This is a genomic window from Demequina litoralis (assembly GCF_030418455.1).
Taxonomy (GTDB): domain Bacteria; phylum Actinomycetota; class Actinomycetes; order Actinomycetales; family Demequinaceae; genus Demequina; species Demequina litoralis.
Genome location: NZ_JAUHPW010000004.1, coordinates 63,508 through 83,744, shown reverse-complemented (window position 1 = coordinate 83,744; position 20,237 = coordinate 63,508). Strand labels below are relative to the sequence as shown.

Genomic DNA, 20,237 nt, shown 5'->3' with positions numbered 1-20,237 from the left:
CCTTGGTCGGAATATACCCCCGGGGGGTATCTGTTACGGTGGTCGCACTCTCCTAGATGGACCCTGATGGAAGGACCTCACATGCGAATCCTGGTGATCGGCGGTGTCGCCGGCGGCATGAGCGCCGCAGCCCGCGCCCGCAGGCTCGACGAGCACGCGGAGATCATCGTGTTCGAGAAGGGCCGATACGTGTCCTTCGCGAACTGCGGGCTCCCGTACCACGTGGGCGGCGAGATCGAGCAGGACTCCTACCTGCTGCTCCACTCCCCCGAGTCCCTCAAGGCCGAGCTCGACCTCGACGTGCGCATCGAGCACGAGGTCATCGGGATCGACCGCGACGCGCAGACCGTGCTGGTCGCGACGCCCGAGGGCACCGAGACCTTCGAGTACGACGCGCTCGTGCTCTCCCCCGGCGCCGACGCGATCGTGCCGCCGATCCCCGGCGTCGACCTCCCCGAGGTCACCCACCTCCGCACCGTCGACGAGGCGCGCGAGCTCGCCGGCCGCACCGCGAACGCCAAGCGCGCGGTCGTCATGGGCGCCGGCTTCATCGGCCTCGAGACCGCCGAGGCCTTCCGCCACCGCGGCCTCGAGGTGACGCTCGTCGAGCTCGCCCCGCAGGTGCTCCCGCCGCTCGCGCCCGAGATGAGCGCGCTCGTCGAGAAGGAGCTCACCTCGCACGGCGTCGACGTCCGCGCCGGAGTCGCCGCGACCGGCATCCGCGCGGGCGGGGACGATGCGGCGGTCACCGTGACGCTCGGCGACGGCACCGAGGTGCCCGCCGACATCGTCGTGATGTCCGTGGGCGTGCGCCCCAACACCGCGCTCGCCGGAGAGGCGGGCCTCGAGCTCACCGACCGCGGCGCGATCGTGGTCGACGAGTTCCAGCAGACCTCCGACGCCCACATCTGGGCCGCCGGCGACGCGATCGCCGTCCGCCACGGCGTGACCGGCCAGGTGGGCCCGGTCCCGCTCGCGGGTCCGGCCAACCGTCAGGGCCGCCGCGCCGCGGACTCGATCATGGGCCGTTCCGACAAGGCGCAGCCGGTGCTCGGCACCGCGATCGTCCGCACGTTCGGCCTCACCGCCGCGACAACGGGCGCCTCGCCCCGCATGCTCGACCAGGCGGGCATCGAGTACTTCGTGGTCCACACGCACCCCGCGAACCACGCCGGCTACTACCCCGGCTCCCAGGTGCTGCACCTCATGGGCGTGTTCTCGCCCGAGGGCAAGCTCCTCGGCGCCCAGGCCGTGGGACCGGACGGCGCCGACAAGCGCATCGACGTGCTCGCGACGGCGCTGCGGGCGGGCTTCTCTGCCGACGACATCGCTGAGCTCGAGCTCGCATATGCACCCCCGTTCGGCTCGGCCAAGGACCCCGTCAACATGCTGGGCTTCCTCGCCCAGAACGTGGTGAACGGGACCACCAAGGTGTGGACGGTGGGCGAACTCGACTGGGCTCGGGACAACGCCCTGATCCTCGACGTCCGGTCGGAGCGCGAGTACGCCATGGGCCACCTGCCCGAGGCGGTCAACCTCCCGCACACCCACATCCGCGAGTACATCGAGGGCGTCAAGCAGATCGCGGCCGGTCGCCCGGTCCGCGTGCTGTGCGCCTCGGGCGTGCGCTCGTACTACGCGCACCGCGTGCTGGCGCAGCACGGCCTCGACTCGGCTACGCTCGACGGCGGCATGTTCACGCTCGTCGACGCGGTCCCGGGCCTCGAGCTCGCGACGGGCGCGTTCCAGCCCGCCTGATCTCCCACCCTCGAAGCCCCTCGCCTCCCCGTCGGAGGCGGGGGGTTTCGTCGTCCTCTCGCTATTTATGCAGAAGCGGACATCGACGGCGGCGGGGCCGCGGCGAGCACCGGGCGCCGGGCGCCGGGCGCCGTGAACCTCGAGGCGGCGGCACGGGTGTCGCAACATGCATGAATAGCGGGAGCATCGCGCACCCACACCTGCCCTCGGACGCCTTGCGGGCGCGGAGGCGTCGCTCAGTTCCCCGTAGGAGTGACAAACCTTCCAGAACCGTCGCTTAGTTCCCCGCAGCGAGGCGGGCGTGGGGCCGGTCGGGGTGGGCGGCGCCTACTCCACCAGGTCGAGCGGCGCCTTCATGAAGTCGATCTCGCCGTCCGGGTCGAGCCGCGCGGCCAGGCGCACCGCCCACTCCGGGTCCGTGTCCGGGAAGTCCGCGCGCTGGTGCCCACCGCGCGACTCCTCGCGCAGCAGCGCCGCCTGGCACAGCACCGACGCCGCGGCGACGATGTTCGTCGTCTCCCACTCCGCGGTCTGAGGGACGACCTCGGCCGCCGGCTCCGTATGGAAGCGGGCGCGGATGCGATCGAGCCGTGCCACCGCATCGTCCAGGCCGTCGCCGTCGCGGACCGGGCCGGCGCCCTCGTGCGCGATCGCCTGGACGCGGGGGCGCATCGTCGCCGGGACGAGCGCCGACTCGCCGGAGCGCTCGACGGGCTCGAGCTGCTCGAGCACGCCGTCCGCGACCATGGCGGCGGCGTCGCGCGCGGCGCGGCGCGCGAAGACGAGGCCCTCGAGCAGCGAGTTCGAGGCGAGGCGGTTGGCCCCGTGAACGCCGGTGCAGGCCGCCTCGCCGATCGCGTAGAGGCCGCGCTGGGTGGAGCGGCCGTGGAGGTCGGTGAGGATGCCGCCGGAGTGGAAGTGCTGGGCGGGCGCGACTGGGATGAGGTCGTGCGCCATGTCGAGGCCGTGCTCCTTGAGCGACGCCCAGATCGACGGGAAGCGGCGCTTGAGGAAGTCGCGCTCGAGGTGGCGGCAGTCGAGGAAGACGGAGTCGGACTCCTCCTCGCGCATCTGCTCGACGATGGTACGGCTCACCACGTCGCGCGGCGCGAGCTCGGCCATCGGGTGCGTGCCCACCATGAAGCGCTCGCCCGCGCCGTTGAGCAGGTACGCGCCCTCGCCGCGGACCGCCTCGGAGATCAGCGGCAGCTGGCCGCGAGCGTTGGCGCCCTGCCACAGGACGGTCGGGTGGAACTGGACGTACTCGACGTCGGCGACCGCGGCGCCCGCGCGCAGGCCCACGGCGAGGCCGTCGCCGGTGGACGATGCGGGATTCGTCGAGGAGCGGAACACCTGGCCGATGCCGCCGGTCGCCATGACGACGGCCTTCGCGAGCGCGGCGCCGACGCCGTCGCGCGAGCCCTCGCCGATGATGTGGATGGTCGCGCCGCAGACGGGGCCGGGGCGTCCGTCTGCGTCGGGTGCGGCGGTGAGGAGGTCGACCACCATGGCGTGCTCGATGACCTCGATGCCCGGGTCGTTGCGGACGGCCTCGAGCTGCTCGATGAGGGCACGGGAGATCTCGGCGCCCGTGGCGTCGCCGCCGGCGTGGACGATGCGGTCGCGGTGGTGGCCGCCCTCGCGGGTGAGCGTGAGGCCGCCGTCGGGGCCGGTGTCGAACTGCGCGCCGCGGCGCAGGAGCTTGCGGACCGAGTGCGGACCCTCGGTGACGAGGACGCGCACGGCCTCCTCGGAGCACAGGCCGACGCCCGCGACGAGGGTGTCCTCGAGGTGCTCCTCGGGGGTGTCCTCGGGGTCGAGCGCGGCCGCGATGCCGCCCTGCGCCCACACGGTCGAGCCCGACGAGAGCTCGCCCTTCGTCACCACGAGCACCCGGTCGACGCGCTCGCGCAGGTCCAGCGCCGTGGTGAGGCCGGCGATGCCCGAGCCGACCACGATGACGTCGGTCTCGATGGTCCAGCCGGGCGGGGGCGCGGCGAGGCTGCGCACGAAGGCGGTCATGAACGTCAGGTTACCGGCGCATAGTCCCGGCCCGGATCCATGCACCCCTCCACGCGACGAGGCACCGAACGCGCCGATTCGGCGCCTTTTCCGTGCGTTCGAGGCGCTTTCTGGTGGAGGAGTGCCCCGGTGGCGTGGAGAGGTGAACGCAGGGTGCTCAGCGCGCGGGGTGGTAGGCGTCCCAGCCCTGGGAGTGGAACTCGTGGACCGGCAGGCCCGACGGCTCCAACCCGACCGCGGAGTCCGGGACCAGACCCGGCTCGTCGGAGAGCTCGACCACGCGGTTGGACCCGTCGACGAACACGACGTGCGGCTCGAAGGTCCGGGCCTCGGCGTCGGCGAGCATGCCGTAGCCGATGATGATGACGATGTCGCCCTCGTGGACCAGGTGCGCGGCGGCGCCGTTGATGCATAGCACGCCCGAGCCGCTCTCGCCGGGGATCGCGTAGGTGGTGAGGCGCGCGCCGTTGGTGACGTCGACGATGTCGACCTGCTGGCCCGGCAGCAGGTCCGCCGCCTCCATGAGGTCGACGTCGATGGTGACGGAGCCGACGTAGTGCAGGTCCGCCTGGGTGACGGTCGCGCGATGGATCTTGGAGATCATCATCGGGCGCTGGAGCGAGGTCATGAGGGTTCCTTCCGCGGCCGCGGACCCGCCCGCCTAGCCCAGCGGGCGCCCGATCCGCGTCACCACGTTGTCGATGAGCCGGGTCTCGCCCACGCGGGCGGCCACGGCGATCACTGCCTCTCCACGGTAGTCCCCCTCGAGGCCCTCGGCGGACACGGGGTCGAGCGCCGCGAGGTACTCGACCTCCACCTCGGGCTCGCGGGCGAGCGCGGCGTTGCCGGCCGCGAGCGCCTCGTCGAGGTCGGCGCCGGTCCGGGCCGCCGCATCGGCCGCCATGACGGCCTCGGAGAGGATGAGTGCCCGCGCGCGCTCCTCGCCGGAGAGGAAGACGTTGCGCGAGGACAGCGCGAGGCCGTCGACGTCGCGCACCGTGGGCACGGCGACGATGTCGACGCCCATCGCGAGGTCGCGCACCATGGTCCGCACCGCGATGAGCTGCTGCGCGTCCTTCTGCCCGAAGAACGCGAGGTCCGGCTGCGTGAGGTGGAGCAGCTTGCACACGACGGTGAGCACGCCGTCGAGGTGGCCGGGACGATGCGCGCCCTCGAAGACCTCGCCGATCCGCCCCGCGTTGACGGTCACCACGGGCAGGCCGGTCGGGTAGACCTCGTCGACCGAGGGCGCGAAGACCACGTCGACGCCGAGCGGCTCGAGCAGCGCGCAGTCCTCGTCGAGGGTGCGGGGATAGGTGTCGAGGTCGTCGGGGTCCTCGAACTGGAGGGGGTTGACGAAGATGGAGACGACGACCTCGTCGGCGGCCTCGCGCGCGGCGCGCACGAGCGCGAGGTGGCCCTCGTGGAGCGCGCCCATCGTCATGACGACGGCGCGGCTGGGGCGGTCGCCCGAGCGCCGGGCGGGCCGGGTGGTCGTCCCGCGCAGCTCGTTCGCGGTGTGGACGATGCGCATCAGTCCCCCATCCCTTCCGTTCCGAGCGTCGCGATGAGGTCGGCGTACTGGGCGGGGCCGATGCGGCCGCCGCTGAGAGCCAGGTCGGCCGTCGCGCGCGCCATGGCACGATACGCGAACAGGGCCTCCGGCTGCCCATCGAGGGCGCGGATGTGGGCGGCGACCGTGCCCGCGTCGCCGCGCACGACCGGCCCGGTGAGGGTCGACACGGCGCCCGGGGCGTCCCGCAGCGCGCCGTCGACGGACGCGTGGATGAGCGGCCCGAGCACCCGCGCGGGCTCCTCGATGCCGATGCGCGACAGCACCTGGCTGGCCTGCGCGACCGCGGTGACCACGTGGTTCGCGCCGTGCACGAGGGCCGCGTGGTAGAGCGGCCGGTCCCACTCCTCGATGACGACGGGCTCGCCGCCCATCTCCACCACGAGCGCCTGCGCGATGGGCAGCATCCCGGGCGGCGCGGTGACGGCGAAGACCGTGTCGTGCAGCCGCGCGCGGTCGAGCGAGGTGCCGGTGAAGGTCATCGCGGGGTGGATCGCGAGGGGCACGATGCCGGGGGTCGCGTGCTCGGACAGCACGTCGATCCCGTGCCTGCCGGACGTGTGCACGACGAGCTGCCCGGGCCGCCAGGCCTCGACCTTGGCGAGGCCGGCCGCGACGGGGCCGATCGCATCGTCCGGCACGGTGAGCAGGACGAGCTCGGCGGCGCGGACCACCTCGTCGGGGTCGGCGATGGGGACGCCGGGAAGCATCGCCTCGATGCGCGCGAGGGTCGCGTCGGAGACGCCCGACGCGGCGACGATGTCGTGGCCGGCCTCGCGCAGCGCGGCCGCGAGGACCGCGCCCACCTTGCCCGCGCCGACCACGCCGATGCGCAGCCGGCCCGGCCGGCGCGTGTTGCCGTTGACCGCGTGCCCGCGGACGTCACTCATCGGAGGCTCCCGTCTCGAGGCCGACGGCGCTCATCCACTGCTCGGGGGTCTGCCGGCGGCGGCCCTCGCGCGCCCGGGCGGCCTGCGCGTCGAGCAGCTCGATCGCATCGTCCACCGCGAGGTGCGCCGCGACCGGGGTGACGGGGCCCTGCGTGGAGTGCACGACGACGTTCGCGAGGCCGAGCGCGCGGCGGATCGGGCCCTGGGTGAGGCCGAGGGACTGGGTGCGCTCGTGCGGCACGACGAAGAGCTCGCGCTCCCAGCGGCCGCGGCGGATGAGCAGCGCGCGGTCGGTGGCGCGGACGCCGCGGAAGCGCCACTGCAAGGGGTCGACGCGGCGGGCGGCCTCGGGGCTGGCGGTGAAGCCGCCGTCGGCGCCGTGGCCGTGGAGCGCGTGGCCGAGGGTGCCGTACGGGTCGGGGTCGCCGAGGTCCGGCAGGACCAGCCACACCGCGCGGATGGCCTCCTCGCGCGTCGCGACCGGGTGGAGGACGGAGACGGACTCCTGGTCCTCGCCGTAGCCTGCGACGTTGATGGTGATGCGCCACCAGTCCTGGCCGCGCCAGAGGAAGGGCTGGTAGAGGCGGATCGCCTGGACGCGGCCCGGCGGGACGGTCTGCCGGCGGGTCTCGGTGAGGCCGTGGCGCAGGCGCAGCCCGTCCGCGGAGATGCCGGCGGTGAAGCCGAAGCCGCCGTTGAGGCGCGTCCAGAAGAAGCCGAGCAGACCGGCGAGCGCCGTCACGATCGCGACGAGGCTGGTGCCGATGGCCGCGCCGACCGCCGCCACGACGTCGACCCGGAAGACGAAGAACGCGATGAGCCCCACGAACGGGAGCGTGAGCAGGAAGAACGTGGCGCCCGACAGCACGATCGACAGCAGCAGTCGCTTGAGCGGGAGCGTGTAGACCTCGCGCTCCTCGGCGGCGGCGACGGCGGTGCGGACCCGCTCGGTGCCGGACAGGACCGCCTCGGGGTTGGAGAGCGCGCCGGCGCGTGCGGCGAGGTGGCCGCGGATTCCGGACGATGCGGTGGTGTCGGCGGTGGTCGCGTCGGGGGCGGCGGTGGGCGCGGTGGTGCCCGCCGCATCGTCCCCCGTCGCCTTCTCCTCCTTGACGCCGGCGGCGAGGGCGAGGATCTCGTTGCGGAGGGCCTCGGCATCGCCGAGGCGGAGGAACTTGAGCTCGACACCGGACTTCTGGCCGCCCGCGACCTGCACGTTGATGGCCGCGAAGCCGAAGAGGCGCGCGAGCAGCGGCTGCACCACGTCGACGGCCTGGAGGCGGTCGAGGCGGGCCTGGCGCTGCTGGCGGGTGACGATGCCCTGGCGGAGGTAGACCGCGTCGTCGCCGATCCGGTACTCGGTGCGGCGCCACTGCCAGAACGAGATGCCGATGGTGGCGGCGAAGGCGAGGAGGGCCGCGAGGACCAGCCACAGGAACGGGAACTGGTCGAAGAAGGCGAGCGAGTTGTCGTCGCCGCCGTCGACCCACGCGGGCAGCTGGTTGTGGATCCAGTACGCGAGGATGAGGCCGAGGAACACCCAGCCGCCCAGCAGGGGCGAGACCGGGTGGAGGCGGGTCCACTCGCGTGGTGCGTGGTAGACGTAGCCGGTCGTGTCGTTCATGGTGGCGCGCGCGTCCCTCAGAGCCCCGCGAGGCGGGCCTCGCCCCGGGTGGTGAGGCGGTCGCGGAGGCGGTCGGCCTCGGAGGCGGGGACGCCGGAGATCGAGGCGTCGGTGCCGGGCGAGGCGGTGTGGAGCTGGACCTTGGCGATGCCGAGCGCGCGCTCGAGCGGGCCTGCCTTGACGTCGACGAACTGCATGCGGCCGTACGGCACGACCGTCACCGAGCGGAACATGCGGCCGCGGCGCACGAGGAGGTCCTCCTCGTCCTCGGCCCACGCATGCGCGGTCACCTGGCGGACGATCAGCCAGCTGCCCCAGCCTCCGAGCAGCAGCGCGGCCGCGGGGACCAGGAGGAGGAGCGGCGCGCCGGTGAGGAGCGAGGCGACCAGGCCGCCCAGGATGAGGATGCCCAGCCAGATCCACATCGTCACCAGGCGGGCGGTGATGAGCTTGCGCGAGACGAAATTCCACGGAGCGGCGGCGTTGTCGTACCAGGACATGCCTCCAGTCTGCCAGGGTCCGGCTCGCGCGTGGACGGCCGCTCCGGGGTTTCGCCCTCCCACCCGCCCCCTCCCGCAATGGGTGCATGGTTGTCGGTCTGCGGAGGTCTCTGCCTCGCATGGGTAGACGCTTGTCGCTGCGGGGCTAGGAGGATCGCGGAGCGGGAGGCGAGGGGCTGCCGCGTGTGACCCGCACCGACCGACACTGGTCTACCCATGGCGCGCAGCAACCCCGGGAAAGCGACCACCATCTACCCAATTCGCGAGAGCGGCGGCGGGGCGGACGCTCAGGCCGGCGCCTTGCCGCCTTCGTTGTCGTCGGAGGAGTCGTCCTTGCACCAGTGCTCGGCCAGCAGCGCCGCCACCACGAGCACGATCCCGCCGACCGCCGCGATGAACGCCGAGATCGCGACCTCGCGGCGGGGGCTGTGCGACCACTCGACCGCGATCGCGAGGCCGTAGCCGCCGAACGCGCCCGTGATGATCGCGCCCGTGTACGCGGCCGCCTGCGCGAACACCGCGGTGCGGGCGGCACGCAGGCCGCTCAGGCCCGGGTTCTTGCCGCGCCTGTACTGGCGCACCGTCCAGCCGAGCCACACCACCACCACCCCGACCGCGACCGCGATCGCGAGGACTGTCCACGGCACCGACAGCGGCGAGGCGCCCGAGTTCACCGCGGTGCGCGACACGCCCCACGCGACCACGCCCATGATCGCCGCGAGCACCAGCAGGCGGATGCGGCTCAGCGGCTCCATGCGGCGCTCCGGCGGGACGGGGTCACGGCTGCGCGGGCGCGGCGTCCTGCTGCGGCCACCGCTCCTGGACCAGCTGGACGCCCTCGTCGCCGATCGCGTCGGCGAGGTCGCCCACGCGTCCCGCGCCGGGGATCTCGTAGTTGGGCGCGACTGTCGCCCACGGCTTGAGCACGAACGCGCGCGAGGTGGCGCGCGGGTGCGGGACCACCAGGTCGTCGGCGTCGATGGTGAGGTCGCCGTACGCGACGATGTCGAGGTCGAGCGTGCGGGGCCCGTTCTCCTCGTGCCGCTCGCGACCGTGCAGCACCTCGACGCCCTGGCACGCGGCCAGCAGCTCGCGCGGCGCGAGCGCGGTCATGATCTCGACGACGGCGTTGAGGAAATCGTCCTGCTCGGGACCGCCCACAGGGGTGGTCTTGAACAGGGACGACGCGCGCTGGACCATGATCCCGGGGATCTTGTGCAGCTCCCACAGCGCCTCGCGGAAGGTGGTGTCGACGTCGCCGATGTTGCCGCCGAGCGCGAGGTACGCGACCACCGGCTGGAGCGGCGGGTTGTCGGCGGGGTTCTCGGAGTGCACGCGCGGCGCGAACGGGTCGCCCGGCATGCCGGCCGAGGAGCCGATGCGCTTGTCCGCCCACAGCGTCCCCGACCGGAGGTCGCGGCGGATCTTCACCATGACGTCGCGGAACTCGACGTGCAGCGGCGCCTGCGGCTTGTGCACCACGACGTCGACGCAGTGGACGCCCTCCATCTCGAGGATCGCGCGCGCGATGTGCTCGGCGACGGTCTCGAGCAGGTCGTTCGGGTCGCCGCCGAGCACCTCGGCGGCGCGGTCGGCGATGTCGGAGTAGTTGACGGTGCGCCCGAGGTCATCCTTGGTCGCGGCGCTCTGCGTCGAGACATGCGCGACCACGTCCGCGAGGAAGAGCTGGCCCGATTCCTTCTCGGGCGTGTACACGCCATGGAAGCCGGTGACCCGGATCCCCTGGACGATGATCTGGTCGAGCTCGACCCCGTCCTTGACATACGGGCTGATCGAAGGCGTCGTCATGCCTGTCATCCTTCCCCTCGTGCGGCGTTCTCCCAAGCCGACACGACGCGGATCGCGTCGACGGCGGCACGTGCGTCGTGCACCCTGACACCCCAGGCACCTGCCCGGGCGGCGAGCGTGGTGACCGCGATGGTGGCGGCCTCGCGGGCGGTCGGGTCGGCGGCGTCCACGCCCGGGCGCGCGATCGCGGCGCCCAGGAAGCGCTTCCGGCTCGCGCCCACCAGGACGCGCCGGCCACCGGCCCACCCGTCCATGTGCGCGAGCAGCGGCCAGTTGGAGTCCGTCACCTTGGAGAAGCCCAGGCCTGGATCGAGGACGATGCGGTCCTCGCCGACGCCGGCGGCGACCAGGGCGTCGACGCGCGCCGCGAGCTCGGCGCCCACCTCGCGCACGACGTCCGCGTACTCGTCCCGGTGGTCCATCTCCGTGGAGTGGGCGCGCCAATGCATGGCGATGAAGTCGACGGCGAGGTCGGCGACGGTGGCGGCCATCGCATCGTCCGCCAGGCCGCCGGAGACGTCGTTGACGATGCTCGCGCCGGCCTCGACGGCGGCGCGCGCGGTGGCGGCGTTCATCGTGTCGATGCTGGTCGCGATGCCGGCCTCGGCGAGGGCGCGGATGACGGGGACGACGCGGCGCTGCTCCTCCTCGACGCTCACGCGCGCGGCGCCGGGTCGGGTGGACTCGCCGCCGACGTCGACGAGGTCTGCGCCGTCCTGGGCGAGCCGGACGCCCCGGGCGATCGCATCGTCCACCTCGGCGAAGAGGCCGCCGTCGGAGAAGGAGTCCGGCGTGACGTTAAGGATGCCCATGACGAGCGTCACGTCGCCTCCCCTACTTGACGGCGATGAGGCTCATGGCCTCCGCGCGGGTCGCGACGTCGCGCATGATGCCGCGGACGGCGGAGGTGACGGTGCGCGAGCCTGGCTTGCGGATGCCGCGCATGGACATGCAGAGGTGCTCGGCCTCGACGACGACGATGACGCCGCGGGCGCCGAGCTCGTCGACCAGCGCATCGGCGATCTGCGTGGTGAGACGCTCCTGCACCTGCGGGCGCTTGGCGAAGACGTCGACGAGGCGTGCGAGCTTCGACAGGCCCGTGATGCGGCCGTCGGGGCCGGGGATGTAGCCGACGTGCGCGACGCCGTGGAAGGGCACGAGGTGGTGCTCGCACATCGAGTACAGCTCGATGTCCTTGACGAGGATCATCTCCTCGTGGCCGAGCTCGAAGACGGCGCTCAGCACGTCCGCGGGGTCCTGGTGGAGCCCCTTGAAGAACTCCTCGTAGGCGCGGGCCACCCGGCTGGGGGTGTCCTTGAGGCCGTCGCGGTCGGGGTCCTCGCCGACGGCGGCGAGGATCTCCCTCACCGCCGCCTCGATGCGGGGCTTGTCTACGGTCACGGCTAGTTGTCCTTGGGCTCGATCAGCTCGGGAGCGGGGACCACGTCGTCGCCCTCGCCCGCCTGGTCGCCCGAGGATACCGCCGCATCGTCCATCCGTACGGGCACCGCGACGGCGTCGCCCTTGGCGGACTCGGGGGCGGCGGCGATCCAGTGGCCGGAGATCCACTCGTCGCGGTTGGCGATCTTCTCGACGGGCGCGAAGATCTCCGCGAGCTCGTTCTCGCCGAGGGTCTCCTTCTCGAGGAGCTCCTCCGCGAGGCGGTCGAGGATGCCGCGGTTCTGGGTGAGCGCGAGGGTGGCCTCGGCCATCGCGTTGTCCATGAGCACGCGGACCTCCTGGTCCACCGTCGCCGCGACGGACTCGGAGAACTCGCGGCCGTGGCCCATGTCGCGGCCCAGGAACACCTCGCCCGAGCTGCCGGACAGGCGCACCGAGCCGATCTTGGTCGACATGCCGTACTCGGTGACCATCTGCTTGGCGATCTCGGTCGCCTGCGAGATGTCGTTGGACGCGCCTGTCGACGGGTCGCCGAAGATGAGCTCCTCCGCGATCCGGCCGCCCATCGCGTACGCGAGGTTGTCGAGCAGCTGGTTGCGGGTCTTGGAGTAGCGGTCCTCCTGCGGCATCACCATCGTGTAGCCGAGGGCGCGTCCGCGCGGGAGGATCGTCACCTTGGTGACGGGGTCCGTGTGGCGCATCGCGGCGGCCACCAGGGCGTGGCCGCCCTCGTGGTAGGCGGTGACGCGCTTGTCGTGGTCGTTCATCACGCGGGTGCGCTTCTGCGGGCCGGCGATGACGCGGTCGATCGCCTCGTCCATCTCGGACGGGCCGATGAGCTGCTTCTCGCGCCTCGCGGTGAGCAGGGCCGCCTCGTTGAGGACGTTCGCGAGGTCCGCGCCGGTGAAGCCGGGGGTGCGGCGCGCGAGGGCGTCGAGGTCGACCTCCGGGGAGATCGGCTTGCCCTTGGCGTGCACCTCGAGGACCTTGACGCGGCCCTTGAGGTCCGGTGCGTCGACGCCGACCTGGCGGTCGAATCGGCCCGGGCGCAGCAGCGCTGGGTCGAGGATGTCGGGGCGGTTGGTCGCCGCGATCATGATGATGTTCGTGTGGATGTCGAAGCCGTCCATCTCGACGAGCATCTGGTTGAGCGTCTGCTCGCGCTCGTCGTGGCCGCCGCCCAGGCCGGCGCCGCGGTGGCGGCCGACCGCGTCGATCTCATCGACGAAGATGATGGCCGGGCTGTTCTTCTTGGCCTGCTCGAAGAGGTCGCGGACGCGGCTCGCGCCCACGCCGACGAACATCTCGACGAAGTCCGAGCCGGAGATCGAGAAGAACGGGACTCCCGCCTCGCCGGCGACGGCGCGCGCGAGCAGGGTCTTGCCGGTGCCGGGCGGGCCGTAGAGCAGGACGCCCTTGGGGATCTTCGCGCCGACGGCCTGGAACTTCGCCGGGTTCTCGAGGAACTCCTCGATCTCCTTGAGCTCCTCGACGGCCTCGTCCACACCGGCGACGTCGTCGAACTTCACGGTCGGCGTGTCGGGCGTCACCATGGACGCCTTCGACTTGCCGAAGCTCATGAGGCGGCCGCCACCGCCGCCCTGCATGTTCGACATGAGGAACCAGAAGAGGCCCACGAGCAGCAGGATCGGCAGGAAGGTGAAGGCGAGCGTGGCCCACACGGAGGTCTGCGGGACCTCGGAGTTGTAGCCCTGGGCCGGGTCGGCGGCCTTGACGGCGTTGACGACCTCCTCGCCCTGCGGGGCGACGTAGAAGAACTCGACGCGGCCGTTGTAGTCGGCCCACTCGTCGGGGACGCCGTCCGGGAAGTCCTCGGGTTCGATCAGGGTGAGCTCGACGCGCTGGTCGCCGTCGACGATCTTCACCTGCTCGGCGACCTTCTGGTCGAGCATCTCGAGGCCGACGGACGTGTCCACCTTCTCGACGCGCGGCGCCAGCAGGCCGGACACCATCCAGCCGACAAGGAGCGCGGCCGCGACATAGAAGAGGATGAGGCGGAGGTTGAGGACGTTCTTCATCGTGTGGTCGACTCTACGCGCTGGGTCTGACAGGAGGTAAAGGTTTCGCTCAGGGCGTTTCCCTCCTGATAGCGGGCACGTATCCACGTGGTTACCTATCCACGCAGGTGAGGCACTCCCCCACCAGCATTCGGGCGTGTCGTCGGCGAGTCGCGCCCCAACGGTCCAGATCTGGGCTCCACGGGCACGGCCGCGTGGGCCAGCCACCGCACCACTTGCAGGAGCGGTCAATAGGCGAGCGCGGCGCGTACGTCGCGGATCACGCGCGGCATCGCGCTCATCACGTCGTCGTAGGTGAAGCGCAGCACCCGGTACCCGGCCGCGACGCATGCGCGATCCCTGCGGCGGTCCTCGACGAACGCGACCGGGTTGTCATGATGCTCGCGACCGTCGGTCTGGACCACGACCTTGTCCTCGACGAGGAGGTCGACGCGGCCCGCATCGGCGATGGGCACCTGCGACCGGACGCGCCATCCCTCGTCGACCAGGCCGACGCGGGTGATCGTCTCGAGCAACGAATCGGCCGCGGGGTCGGCGTGGTCGCGGAGCCACTGCAGGCGCGCCTCGTCCGTGATCTCGAACGCCGCCAGATCACCGATGGTCATGAGCCGCTGGTTGAGCGCCGCGTCGATCGCCACGAGCTGCTGCATCCGGTCCGCACAGACCCCGAGCATGTCGAGCGCGACCGCGACGCGCGCCTCATCGGACACGACCTCCTCGCCGTGGCGGTGCAGCACCACGCCTTTCCGCGGGCGGCGGTCGTCGACCCGCCGCCCACGGTCGCGCGGGACCACCAGGTGGATCGCGCCGTCACGCTCGATCACCGGCAGCTTGAGCGCCTCGCACAGGCTGGTGCAGCACAGCTCGGCCCTGTAGGCGGCGCGCAGGATGTCGGCGCGCGTGGCGTTGGGCAGCGCGTAGCATCCGTACAGAGGGCGGACGATGCGCTGGGTGGCCACCGCTCGTCCGAGCGCCCGGCTCGCGACGCCTGCTTCCTTCAGCTCTCCCAGCCGCGCGGCGCGGCCGAGCGAGTTCAGCGCAGTGACGGGATCCATGGCCCGACGATCGCGCCTCGGGACCTCAGCCGGAAGCCCGATCAGAGCACCCGGGGATAGGCGCGAGCCCACCGACGGTGCGGGGACATCACCCTCGCCGACCGGCGCCGATTACCCCTCCACACCGACCACGCGCCACAGCCGCGCTGAGGCGCCTCCGTACCGCGACACGCCCGAGCCCCGGTGGGAGAGTGACTCACCTGCGTGGATGGGCGCTCGCAGGGCGGGGCTACTTCTCGTAGACCTCGGGCTTGAGCACTGCCACGAACGGGAGCGTGCGGTAGTTCTCTGCGAAGTCGAGGCCGTAGCCGACCACGAAGTCCGGCGGGATGTCGAAGCCGACGTACTTGCACGGCACCTCGACCACCGCGGCCTTGGGCTTGCGCAGCAGCGCCGCCACCTCGACCGAGGCCGCGCCGCGGGTGCGCAGGTTGCCCAGCAGCCACGACAGGGTCACGCCGGTGTCGATGATGTCCTCGACGATCAGCACGTGACGGCCGGTGAGGTCGGCGTCGAGGTCCTTGAGGATCCGCACCACACCCGACGACTTCGTCCCACTCCCATAAGAAGAGACAGCCATCCAGTCCATCTGGACGTGCGGCGGCATGCGGCGCGCGAGGTCCGCCATCACCATGACCGCACCCTTGAGGACGCCCACGAGCAGCAGGTCCTGTCCCTCGTAGTCGCGGCGGATGGCCTCCGCCATCTCGTCGAGCTTGCGCCCGATCGAGTTCTCGGAGACGAGCACCTCGGAGAAGTCGCTCATGTCGTACTGGAAGCTCACGCTGGCCTCTCCTCAGTGTTCGGGGCATCCGGGTGGCTGATGACCAGCCTGCCATATTCGCGCCGGGCCTCGTAGCCGCCCGGGAGCGAGATCGCGCCCTGGCCCTTCCACGCCGTGACGAGCGAATCGAGGGCCGCGACGTGCGTCGCCGTCATGGGAGCGGCGCCGCGGTTCTCGGCGAGCATCTTGAGCATGCGGGTGCGGATCGCGTCGGGCAGGGCGGCAAGCATGTCGCAGCGCCACTCGTCGCTGCGCACCGTCGACGCGGAGCCGCCCATCGCGGAACGGGCCTGGCGATCGAGCTCGTCGGCGTCGGCCTGCAGCAGCGCCGCCGACCGTGCCAGCCCCGACACCACGCCCGGCCCCAGCACCTCCACCAACGACGGCATCACCTTCGTCCGCAGCGCCGACCGCCGCGGCCCGTCCTCGGTGTAGTTGGTCGGGTCGTGCCACGGGTCCAGCTCCAGGGCCTGGCACGCGGCGAGGGTGTCCTTGCGTCGCACGTTGAGGAACGGCCGGACGATGCGCCCGCGCCGGGCGGGGATGCCCGACAACGCCCGTGCGCCGCTCCCCCGCGCGAGGGCGAGCAGGACGGTCTCGGCCTGGTCGTCCATCGTATGGCCGGTGAGCAGCAGGGGCGCGAGCCCACCCTCGGCGTCGATGCGCGCCTCGAGGGCGGCGTAGCGGGCGTCGCGTGCCGCGGCCTCCATGCCGCCCGCGCGGCCCACGGTCACCTTCTCGACGAAGACGGTGTGGATGCCCGCACGCCGGACCTCGTGCGCGGCGCGCTCGGCGACGACGGCGGAGTCGGGCTGCAGCCCGTGGTCGACGATGATCGCGCCGGCGAACAGGCCCTGCTTGCGGGCGACGAAGGCGACGGCGGCGGCGAGGGCCAGCGAGTCGGGCCCGCCGGAGACGGCCACCCAGACGCGGGTGCCGAGCTCGAGATCCCCGAGGGCGTCGCGCACGGCCACCCGGCACGCGGCTACGGCGGGATGAGGTCCCGTCAACGGATTGCCCTCATCCCTCACAACCGCATTCTGCCAGCGCGCCGAGGAGGTCGTCGAACGCGGCCATGGGGTTCGCCTGCCCGTACGGCATGCCGTCGGCGAGCAGCGCGACGGCCAGCGGCCGACCGTCCGCGGTGACGAGCACGCCTGCGATCGCGGTGACGCCCGTGAGCGAGCCGGTCTTCGCGCGCCAGTAGCCGGCGGGCGGCAGGCCGTCGTACCTGGTCTCGACCGTGCCCTCGAGGCCCGCGAGCGGCAGCCAGTCGAGGAGCCCCGACAGCGACGGCTCGTCCTTGGCGGCGAGCAGCGCGCTCGTCATGGTCGCCGGGGAGATCTGGTTGCGGTCGGAGAAGCCGGCGCCGTCGTACAGCTCGAGGCCGGCTGTGGTCACGCCCAGATCCGAGAGCGCCGCGGCGACCGCCTTCGCCTCCCCCGCCGGCGTCGCCCTGTAGCCCGACTCGAGCGCGAGCACCCGCGCCACCTGCTCGGCGACCGTGTTGTCGGACACCGATAGCAGGTGGCGCGCGACCTCGGACAGCGGCGCCGAGTCCACCGACGCCACCTCCACGGCCTTCGCGGTGGACGATGCGTGGCTCACCTCTCCCTGGACGCGCAGCCCGCGCGCCTCGAGGGCCTCGACGAAGAGCTCGCCGGCGTGGAGGGAGGGATCGGAGGCCCGGGCGACGTAGTTGCCCTCGGTGAGGCGGCCGCCGCGGACCGCGAGGCCGGTCACGGGGGCCGCGTATCCCATGGTGAAGGCGTACTCGGGCCATTCCTTGGGCCAGGCGGGACCGGGGAAGTCGGAGTCGTCGACGCGGACCTTGAGGGCGCGCCCGTCCTCTCCAAGGAAGGACAGCACCTGGTCCGCGAGGTCGCCGAGCCCGGCCCAACCCTCGGCGGCGTCCTCGGCATCCTCGACGTCGCCGTGGTGGCCCTCGTCGGCGGCGAGCATGGAGTCGCCGCCCGCGACGAGGGTGAGGGTCCGGGTGGAGCGGTCCCACGTGACGGTGGTCTGCGTGGTGAAGTCGACGCCGAGCTCGGACACCGCCGCGATCGCCGTGACGAGCTTCGTGGTGGAGGCGGGCACCTGGGGGTCGGCGGCGGAGACGTCGGCGTAGACGGTGCCGTCGAGGTAGTCGACGATCGACACGTTGGTCGACGTCCCCGTGCGGTCGTCGGCCCGCAGCGCCTCCGCGAGTTCTTGAACCTCGGAGACCGACGGCCGAGGCGCGTCCGCCGACAAACTAGAAGCCGCATCGTCCACCCCCGGCGAGGCCGCGACGACGGGCGCCTGGGTGATGAAGGGGGCCTGCGGGACGTCGGCCGGCTCGGCCGTGAGGAAGCCCGGGACCACGTCCTGAGCGTCGAGATAGAGGTAGCCGCCGGCGAGCGCCAGCACGCCGACGCTCACGCCTGCGATGATTCTTCGCACCCACGACCTCCGAACATGGGCCACACTAGTACCGAACTCACCAGGCTCATCAGACCCCAAAGGACGCCAGGAATGGAATTCGACGTCACCATCGAGATCCCCAAGGGCTCGCGCAACAAGTACGAGGTGGATCACCACACCGGCCGCATCGTGCTCGACCGCATGCTCTTCACCTCGACGCGCTACCCGGACGACTACGGCTTCATCGACGGCACGCTCGGTGAGGACGGCGACCCGCTGGACGCGCTCGTGCTGCTCGAGGAGCCGACGTTCCCCGGCTGCCAGATCCGCTGCCGCGCGCTCGGCATGTTCCGCATGCGCGACGAGGCCGGCGGCGACGACAAGGTGCTGTGCGTGCCCGTGGGCGACCAGCGTCAGACGTGGCGCCAGGAGCTGACCGACGTGTCGGACTTCCACCGCCTCGAGGTCCAGCACTTCTTCGAGGTCTACAAGGACCTGGAGCCCGGCAAGTCGGTCGAGGGCGCGCACTGGGTGTCGCGCGAGGAGGCCGAGGACGAGATCCGCACGTCGTTCGAGCGCGCCAAGGGCACGCCGTTCGCGAACATGAACCCGCTGCTCCCGCCGAGCAGCCACTGAGTCTTCCTGGGAGGGGCCGGAGCCGAGGGGCTCCGGCCCTTTCTGCATGTCCCCCGCGCCGGGACGGGACGATGCGCGGGTTCCGATCCGCGCGACACTCATCGTCGCGTTTCGCTATTTCAGGATTTCCTCAAACAGCCGAGCGATCGCACGATTCGCAGTCCTCTTTCCAGGGACGATGCGCGGAGCGCTGGTGCTATTTCAGCTCCCGCGGATACACGCGAGACAGAACACGACGCGCGCCGGCGGGCGACCCGGGTGCCGCCGCCTCAGGGGCGGCCGATGAACGGCATCATGTTCGACGTCATCCACGCGTAGAGGCCGCGGACGCCGGCGGGCTTGGAGTAGTTGACCGCCTCCATGACCTGGCCGTTCCCGATGTAGATCGCCACGTGGTAGATCGTCGACGGGTCCGAGGTGTCGGTCGCGTAGAAGACGAGGTCGCCCTCGCGGATCTGCGAGTAGGACAGGTGCGTGGTCGCCTGGTACTGGGTGCGCGACGAGCGCGTGATCCACTGCCCCGCCTCGAGCCACGACACCGACGTGACGCCCGAGCAGTCGTACTTGGGGCCCGAGCCGCCCAGCAGGTACTCCGCGCCGATGAGCGTCTGCGAGTACTCCGCCGCCTTCTTGCCCTGTGCCGCGGTCGAGTTCCAGCTGGTGCCGGGCTGCTCGGGCTTGGGGGTCGAGGTGGTGGTCGGCTTCGGGGTCGACGTGGTGGTCGTGGGCTCGGGCTCGGAGGTCTTCGTCTCCTCCGGCTCGGAGGTCTTGGTGGCCGTCGGCTTGGGCGTCGACGTCTTGGTCGCGCTCGGCTTCGGCGTGGAGGTCTTGGTCGGCGTCGAGGTCGGCCGCGGGCGCGACGCCTCCTCCTCGGCCTTCGCGGCCTCCTCGGCGGCCTTCTGGCGGGCCTCGGCCTCGGCCTGCGCGGCGGCCTGGCGCTCGGCCTCGAGCCCTGCCTGGCGCTCCTCCTCGAGGGCGATCGTGACCCCGCGGAGCTCGGCGAGGCGGGTGACGGCGTCGGCGCGGGTCTCGTTCGCGATCGCGACGGCCTCCTCCGCGTGCGCCTGCGCGTCCTGCGCCTCCGCGTACTTGGCCTGCGCCTCGGCGGCGGCCTCCGCGGCCTCGGTCGCCGCATCGTCCGCGTACGAGCGCATCGTCGAGGCGACGAGCTCGGCGGCCTTGACGCGCTGGACCCACATGTCGGCCTCGTCGGAGCCGCGGGCGAAGGCCTCGGAGCGGGCGATGACCTCGTCGACGGTGTCGGCGCCCACGACCGCGCCGATCTGGCTCATCGAGCCGGAGTCGCGGTAGGCGGCCTGGGCGACGGACGCGAGGTTCTCGCGGGCCTCGGCGAGCTCCTTCTCGGCCTGGCGGGCGCGCTTGTTCGCGGCCTCGAGGGTGTCCTGCGCGGCGTCCGAGGCCTCCTGGGCCTGGATGTAGTCCTCGCCGGCGAGCAGCGCGTTGGCGGTGGCCTTCTCGCGGGCCTCGCCGAGGGCGACGATCGCGTTGTCGAGCTCGTCGATGCCGGCGGCGAGGTCGTTGGCGGCCTTGCGGGCCTCGTCGATCTCGGCCTGGCCGGGGTAGTCCTCGGCGAGGGCACGATGCGTGGGCCCGGCCACGACGACGACGCTCGCCAGCGCGAACATCGCCGCGAGCGCGAGCACCCGCTTGAACCCAGCCGTCACCTTCACCACCCTTGTCACATCTGTCACACGAGTCACGTCCGCACCGATACTAGGCGGG

The 20,237-nt window shown here is 72.1% G+C and carries 18 protein-coding genes; 2 read left to right on the top strand and 16 right to left on the bottom strand.

Annotated features, from left to right (window positions below; genetic code table 11):
* Nucleotides 1–81: 81 nt before the first annotated feature.
* Nucleotides 82–1,758: an FAD-dependent oxidoreductase gene (locus QQX09_RS06310; RefSeq protein ID WP_301132515.1), complete on the top strand. Its 1,677-nt coding sequence runs from the start codon at nucleotides 82–84 to the stop codon at nucleotides 1,756–1,758.
* A 327-nt stretch (nucleotides 1,759–2,085) separates the two neighbouring features.
* On the opposite strand, the gene QQX09_RS06305 is transcribed toward QQX09_RS06310, so the two are convergent.
* The 15 genes from QQX09_RS06305 to dacB all read right to left on the bottom strand — a co-directional run bounded on the left by QQX09_RS06305 (nucleotide 2,086) and on the right by dacB (nucleotide 17,897).
* The gene (locus tag QQX09_RS06305) at nucleotides 2,086–3,780 is read right to left on the bottom strand and encodes an L-aspartate oxidase (RefSeq protein WP_301132512.1); all 1,695 of its coding nucleotides are present in this window, start codon (nucleotides 3,778–3,780) and stop codon (nucleotides 2,086–2,088) included.
* A 157-nt stretch (nucleotides 3,781–3,937) separates the two neighbouring features.
* Nucleotides 3,938–4,408, bottom strand: a complete 471-nt coding sequence (gene panD / locus QQX09_RS06300; protein ID WP_301132503.1) for an aspartate 1-decarboxylase — start codon at nucleotides 4,406–4,408, stop codon at nucleotides 3,938–3,940.
* A gap of 33 nt (nucleotides 4,409–4,441) precedes the next feature.
* Nucleotides 4,442–5,314: a pantoate--beta-alanine ligase gene (gene panC / locus QQX09_RS06295; RefSeq protein WP_301132496.1), complete on the bottom strand. Its 873-nt coding sequence runs from the start codon at nucleotides 5,312–5,314 to the stop codon at nucleotides 4,442–4,444.
* Entirely contained in the window at nucleotides 5,314–6,243 is a 930-nt protein-coding gene (locus tag QQX09_RS06290; RefSeq protein WP_301132476.1) for a Rossmann-like and DUF2520 domain-containing protein, read from the bottom strand. Before QQX09_RS06290 ends, panC begins: the two co-directional genes overlap by 1 nt.
* On the bottom strand, nucleotides 6,236–7,867 hold the full coding sequence (locus QQX09_RS06285) for a PH domain-containing protein (protein ID WP_301132468.1): 1,632 nt from the start codon (nucleotides 7,865–7,867) through the stop codon (nucleotides 6,236–6,238). Before QQX09_RS06285 ends, QQX09_RS06290 begins: the two co-directional genes overlap by 8 nt.
* 17 nt (nucleotides 7,868–7,884) lie before the next feature.
* Complete coding sequence (locus QQX09_RS06280) at nucleotides 7,885–8,367, bottom strand: PH domain-containing protein (RefSeq protein ID WP_301132461.1); 483 nt, start codon at nucleotides 8,365–8,367, stop codon at nucleotides 7,885–7,887.
* 287 nt (nucleotides 8,368–8,654) lie between these two features.
* Nucleotides 8,655–9,122: a DUF3180 domain-containing protein gene (locus QQX09_RS06275; RefSeq protein WP_301132453.1), complete on the bottom strand. Its 468-nt coding sequence runs from the start codon at nucleotides 9,120–9,122 to the stop codon at nucleotides 8,655–8,657.
* Nucleotides 9,123–9,144: 22 nt separating this feature from the next.
* Nucleotides 9,145–10,176: a 2-amino-4-hydroxy-6-hydroxymethyldihydropteridine diphosphokinase gene (folK, locus tag QQX09_RS06270; protein WP_301132449.1), complete on the bottom strand. Its 1,032-nt coding sequence runs from the start codon at nucleotides 10,174–10,176 to the stop codon at nucleotides 9,145–9,147.
* Between the two features lie 5 nt (nucleotides 10,177–10,181).
* Complete coding sequence (gene folP / locus QQX09_RS06265; protein WP_301132443.1) at nucleotides 10,182–11,000, bottom strand: dihydropteroate synthase; 819 nt, start codon at nucleotides 10,998–11,000, stop codon at nucleotides 10,182–10,184.
* 10 nt (nucleotides 11,001–11,010) lie between these two features.
* On the bottom strand, nucleotides 11,011–11,577 hold the full coding sequence (folE, locus tag QQX09_RS06260) for a GTP cyclohydrolase I FolE (protein ID WP_301132437.1): 567 nt from the start codon (nucleotides 11,575–11,577) through the stop codon (nucleotides 11,011–11,013).
* A gap of 2 nt (nucleotides 11,578–11,579) precedes the next feature.
* Nucleotides 11,580–13,616, bottom strand: a complete 2,037-nt coding sequence (gene ftsH / locus QQX09_RS06255; protein ID WP_301132431.1) for an ATP-dependent zinc metalloprotease FtsH — start codon at nucleotides 13,614–13,616, stop codon at nucleotides 11,580–11,582.
* Between the two features lie 227 nt (nucleotides 13,617–13,843).
* Nucleotides 13,844–14,671: an endonuclease domain-containing protein gene (locus QQX09_RS06250; protein ID WP_301132426.1), complete on the bottom strand. Its 828-nt coding sequence runs from the start codon at nucleotides 14,669–14,671 to the stop codon at nucleotides 13,844–13,846.
* A gap of 229 nt (nucleotides 14,672–14,900) precedes the next feature.
* On the bottom strand, nucleotides 14,901–15,437 hold the full coding sequence (hpt, locus tag QQX09_RS06245; RefSeq protein ID WP_301132943.1) for a hypoxanthine phosphoribosyltransferase: 537 nt from the start codon (nucleotides 15,435–15,437) through the stop codon (nucleotides 14,901–14,903).
* A 14-nt stretch (nucleotides 15,438–15,451) separates the two neighbouring features.
* Entirely contained in the window at nucleotides 15,452–16,423 is a 972-nt protein-coding gene (gene tilS, locus QQX09_RS06240) for a tRNA lysidine(34) synthetase TilS (RefSeq protein WP_301132415.1), read from the bottom strand.
* Nucleotides 16,424–16,475: 52 nt separating this feature from the next.
* Entirely contained in the window at nucleotides 16,476–17,897 is a 1,422-nt protein-coding gene (gene dacB / locus QQX09_RS06235) for a D-alanyl-D-alanine carboxypeptidase/D-alanyl-D-alanine endopeptidase (RefSeq protein ID WP_301132404.1), read from the bottom strand.
* A gap of 72 nt (nucleotides 17,898–17,969) precedes the next feature.
* Here dacB and QQX09_RS06230 point away from each other — a divergent pair, with 72 nt between their 5' ends.
* On the top strand, nucleotides 17,970–18,494 hold the full coding sequence (locus tag QQX09_RS06230; RefSeq protein WP_062311193.1) for an inorganic diphosphatase: 525 nt from the start codon (nucleotides 17,970–17,972) through the stop codon (nucleotides 18,492–18,494).
* Nucleotides 18,495–18,763: 269 nt separating this feature from the next.
* Here the strand turns inward: QQX09_RS06230 and QQX09_RS06225 are convergent, their stop codons facing one another.
* The gene (locus QQX09_RS06225; RefSeq protein ID WP_301132376.1) at nucleotides 18,764–20,179 is read right to left on the bottom strand and encodes a C40 family peptidase; all 1,416 of its coding nucleotides are present in this window, start codon (nucleotides 20,177–20,179) and stop codon (nucleotides 18,764–18,766) included.
* Nucleotides 20,180–20,237 lie beyond the last annotated feature (58 nt).